Consider the following 4464-nt stretch of genomic DNA (forward strand, 5'->3'; position numbering starts at 1 on the left):
CCTGGGCGGCGACGTCGCCCACGCTGCCGCTCGGGGTGCTCGCCGCCGTGGTGCTGGGCGCGGGGTACGGGCTCGGCCTGGTGTCCGGGCTGACCGAGGTGGCGCGCATCGCCGGGCCGGGTCACCTCGCGGGCCTGACCGCCGTCTTCTACTCGCTGACGTACCTCGGGTTCTTCGTACCGATGGCGCTCTCCTGGCTGCGCGCCACGTGGTCGTACCCGCAGATGTTCGGCTTCGGGGCCGTCGCGGCGCTCCTGTGCCTGGCGGTCGTCGCGTTCTCGTCCCGCACAGCGCTCCCGCTGGCGGGCGGCGGCCGCGGGGGGCGGTAGCCCGGCTGCTGCGTGCCCTGGTAGCCCCGCCTGCCCCGGTCGCGCCCCAGAACTGATTTCGGTCGGTTGCCTCGAGACCGGTCAGACAACCGACCGTTCTCGACGCAACCGACCGAAGTCAGGTAGCCCGCGCCAGGCAGCTGCCCGCGCCAGCGAACCCCTAGTTCGCCGGCTGGAGGGCCTGGACCTCCAGCAGTGGGTCGTCGATGTCGGCGCACGCCGTGAGCTCGAGCTGGTCGTTCCGCACGAACAGCGAGCGCTTCTCACCGGGCGGGTAGACCCGCAGGCCGTCCGCGGGCGTCTCGCCGCACTCGTCACCGTAGTTCGCGGCCTGGGAGACGCGGACGAGGGCCCGCGCGGACGCACCCGGCTCCAGCGTCACCGTCTCGTGCGGGCTCGACCGGTCGAACTCCGCCGCGGCGCCGATCTGCTCGCCGTCACCGTCCCCGACGAACGACACGCCCGGCCAGCCCTGCAGCGTGCATGCCTCGGGCGCCTCGTTCTTCAGCACGATCCACACCTCGTAGTGCCCGGCGCCCGCGCCGCCCTCCTCCGGCAACAGGCTGCCCGCGAGCTCGGGGGACTCGCACCGCCCGGACGCCGATCCGCCCGCACCGCCGTCGTCGCCGTCGTCGGTCTCGGACGGCTCCGACGACTCCTGAGCGGGCGACTCCGTCGCGCTCGGGTTCTGGCTCTCGGACGTCGTCATGGTCGCCGACGGCGTGGCCGACGTACTCTCGTCGCCCCCGGAGCCGGCGGCGTCCGCCGAGCACCCCGCCGTCAGCAGCAGCGCCGCGACGCCCGCAGCGCCGCACATGGTCATGATCGCTTCTCGCCTGACCACCTGAACCTCCCCCTTCGGCTGGAACAACCGGCGGGCCGCGACCACCACTGCGGCCCTCGCCGATCGTGTCATCACCCCGAGCATCTCGCTGAGTTGCCTCAGTCAACAAGTCGACGGCGCGCCACGCCCCGGACGGACCCTGCGTGGGCCCCCGGTCTCTCCTAACCTGGTGCGCTGTGTCGAGCGAGCGGACAGGACAGACGATGGTGACGAACCCTGTGTACGGCTCCAACTTCCCGGATCCCGCGGTGCTGGAGGTGGACGGGACCTACTGGGCGTACGCGACCAAGAACCAGGTCGAGGCGATGCCGGTGCTGCGCTCGTCGGACCTCGTGCGCTGGGAGGAGGTGGGCGACGGCATGCCGCAGCTCGCCGCGTGGGTCGAACCGGGCCTGAACTGGGCGCCCGAGGTCGCGGCCGTGGACGGGCGGTACGTCGCCTACTACACGGCGCACGACCGGGCGACGGACGTGCAGGCCGTCGGGGTGGCCGTCTCGGACACGCCGGACGGCCCGTTCCGGGACGACGCCGAGCGTCCCCTGCTGTGCCAGGACCACGAGGGCGGCTCCATCGACGCCTCCCCGTTCACCGACCACGACGGCTCGCGCTGGCTGCTGTGGAAGAACGACGGCAACCACGTGGGCGTGGACACGTTCATCTACGTGCAGCGGCTGTCCGACGACGGGCTGCGCCTGGAGGGCGAGGCGCAGCGGATCCTCAAGCAGGACCAGGAGTGGGAAGGCACACTCGTCGAGGGACCCTACGTCTGGCCGCACGCCGGTAGCTACTACCTGTTCTACTCGGGCAACGCGTTCGACTCCGACCGCTACGGCGTGGGCTACGCCGTCGCCGAGCAGGCGACCGGTCCCTACGTCAAGCCCCGCGACACCCCCATCATGGTGTCCAACGAGGTTGCGGCCGGCCCGGGGCACGGCATGGTCGTCGAGCGCGACGGGCGCACCTGGTACGTGCACCACGCCTGGCCGCCCGGCGCCGTCAACGTGCCCGGGCCGGGCCGCCAGATGTGGCTCACCGAGCTGGTCTTCGAGCCGTCGCCGGACGGGGGTCCGGACGTGCCGCGGTTCCTCGGCCCCAGGACGGATCTCGACCTGGCCTGACCCGGCAGGCCGGCGGGGCAGACCGAGCGGGGCGCCGGGTCACACCGGCGCGCCGTCCGGCATCCCCGCCTCGTCGGGCAGCGTCGCTTCGTCCGGCAACCCCACCGTGAGCTGCGTGAACGACTTGCCGCTGGTGTCCTTGAGCACCACGTAGCCGGCGTCGACGTGCGGCTCGATGCCGCTGTGCTTGTCGTTGGGCGCGCCGATGATGAGCTGGAACCCGAGCCCGCGCCAGGCGTTGATCGCGCGCCCGGTGAAGTGCGCGTCGGCCTTGATCAGCGCCTCGTCGAGGAAGACCGGCGCGTACCGGGGGCGCGCCGAACCGGCGTCGCCGAGCTGGTAACGCAGGGCCGCGCCGACGATGAACGCGACGAGCTCCTGGGACTCACCGCCGGACTTCTCGCCGATGTGGTCGTACACGGCCACGTGCGAGCCGTCCTTGGTGAGCTTCTCGGCGCTGATGCGCACGTGGTTGCGCACGTCGATCAGGTCGTGGAACTCCGGCGCGGTGCGGCGCACGCGGTCGACCACCTTGGCCATGCGGGTGTAGGCCCGCTGCCGGTCGGTGTCGCTGACGGCGTTCGCGATCGCCTCGCGCACGGCACGCAGGTCGCTGCGGAACCGGGCCCGTACCGGCGAGGACGTGTCGCGCAGCTCGATGTGCAGCTTGTGGTGCTCGTCGGAGAAGTCCAGACCGTCGAGGATCGCGTTGACCGGGTCGATGCGGTCGCGGATCTCGCGCACAGCCGTGGAGATGTCGCTGTCGAGCTTGGTGAGGTCGGCCCCCGACAGCCGCAGCAGACTGTCGCGCCACTCCGACTCCAGCTCGTGCAGCCCGTTCTTCTCCAGGTCCGTGAGGAACCGCTCGTAGTCGTCGTAGGACGTGTCCGGGTCGACGCCGAGGTTCGGGTTGGGCCACCGTTCCTTGAACGTCTCGAACACCTCGTGCAGGGCGGAGCGCCCCCGCCCGACGGCGGCCTGCGCCTCGCCCTGGTCCTCCCGCACCCGTGCGGCGGCGCGGTCCAGGGCCGCGTCGAAGCGCTCGACGGCCTGGGCGGGGGAGTCGTCGGCGCTCTGGTCGTCCGCGAACAGCCCGGCCAGGTACGTACGGTGCTCGGCGGCCACCTGGGTGCCGTCGGCCTCGGCGTCGTCGAGCGTGCGCTGAGCGGTGTCGACCGCGTCGGCCGTGCGCTCCCAGGCCTGTTCGAGCTCGGCGGCTCGGCTCTTGGCCACGCCGCTGTCCTCGGTGAGCCGGGTGACGCGGCCCTCCAGCTCGTCGAGATCGCGGCGCAGCCGACCGATCTCCGGGTTGTCCGAGGTGACCTCGGTGACGATCGCCGTCCAACGGCCCAGCTCGGACCGCAGGGACGCGATGTCCACCTGCTCCCACGTGAGGTCGACGATCTTCTCGTACGCGCCGCGCTGCTTCTCGAACGAGTCGAGGCCCGCCGTCGCCTGCTCCAGCACGGCGCTCGCGGCGGCGTGCGCCCGCTCGGCCTCCGCCACCTCCCGCTCCAGCTCCTGCAGGCGCCGGGCGGCGGAGAACCCGAGGACGTTCCGCACGCCCTGGCCGCCGTGAGCGCCGCGGCCGCCGTCGGACGTCTGGCCGCTGATCGTGACCGCCTTGCGGTGCAGGGCGAACTGCGCGGGGGAGTCGATGCAGACGTAGCCGTAGCGGTCGGCGAGCTCGTGCTTGAGCCAGCCGGTGAACGGCGTCGGCCGGTGGTCCAGGCGCGCGGGCAGGGTGCGGTCGGCCACGGCGGCCTCGTCGCGGCGCCCGGTGGGCACGCCCCGGAACCGGATGCGGCGTGCGGTCGGGACCGAGTTGATCGCCGTGCGGAAGGTCTTGAGGTGCGCCACGTCGATCAGCATCTCGGTGGCGAACCCGCCCAGCGCCAGGTTGAACGCTGCGCGCCACGGCTCGAACTCGGTGCGCACCTCGATCAGCTCACCCACGAACGGCAGCTCGTCGGTGGACAGACCCGCGGCCTCGGCCAGGGCCGCGCGGGCCCGGTGCAGGTCGGTGGGGATGTTGTCCTTGCGGGCACCGACGGTGCGCAGCTCCGCCCGCAGCTCCTCCAGCGCGTCCGAGGCGGCCTGCTCGCCCTGGGCCGCCTCCGTGAAGCGCCGCCGGGCGGCGGCCCGCGCGTCGGTGTCGTTCAGCGCACGGTGC

Annotated in this window: 3 protein-coding genes and 1 pseudogene; 2 read left to right on the forward strand and 2 right to left on the reverse strand. The window is 72.7% G+C overall.

Annotated elements, in window-relative coordinates:
* A pseudogene (locus tag PROKR_RS36340) lies at window positions 1-329 on the forward strand (MFS transporter); the annotation flags it as partial.
* 160 nt (window positions 330-489) lie between these two features.
* Here PROKR_RS36340 and PROKR_RS26600 read toward each other — a convergent pair.
* Complete coding sequence (locus tag PROKR_RS26600) at window positions 490-1173, reverse strand: DUF4232 domain-containing protein (RefSeq protein ID WP_169736597.1); 684 nt, start codon at window positions 1171-1173, stop codon at window positions 490-492.
* A 203-nt stretch (window positions 1174-1376) separates the two neighbouring features.
* Between PROKR_RS26600 and PROKR_RS26605 the strand changes: the two genes are divergently transcribed.
* A complete protein-coding gene (locus PROKR_RS26605; protein WP_036969849.1) occupies window positions 1377-2291 on the forward strand; it encodes a glycoside hydrolase family 43 protein in 915 nt (304 codons plus the stop codon).
* Window positions 2292-2330: 39 nt separating this feature from the next.
* Here the strand turns inward: PROKR_RS26605 and PROKR_RS26610 are convergent.
* The coding region (locus PROKR_RS26610) for an ATP-binding protein (protein WP_036969852.1) at window positions 2331-4464 on the reverse strand (2134 nt) is incomplete at its 5' end.

Source organism: Promicromonospora kroppenstedtii DSM 19349, from assembly GCF_000515355.1.
Classification (GTDB): Bacteria; Actinomycetota; Actinomycetes; order Actinomycetales; family Cellulomonadaceae; genus Promicromonospora; species Promicromonospora kroppenstedtii.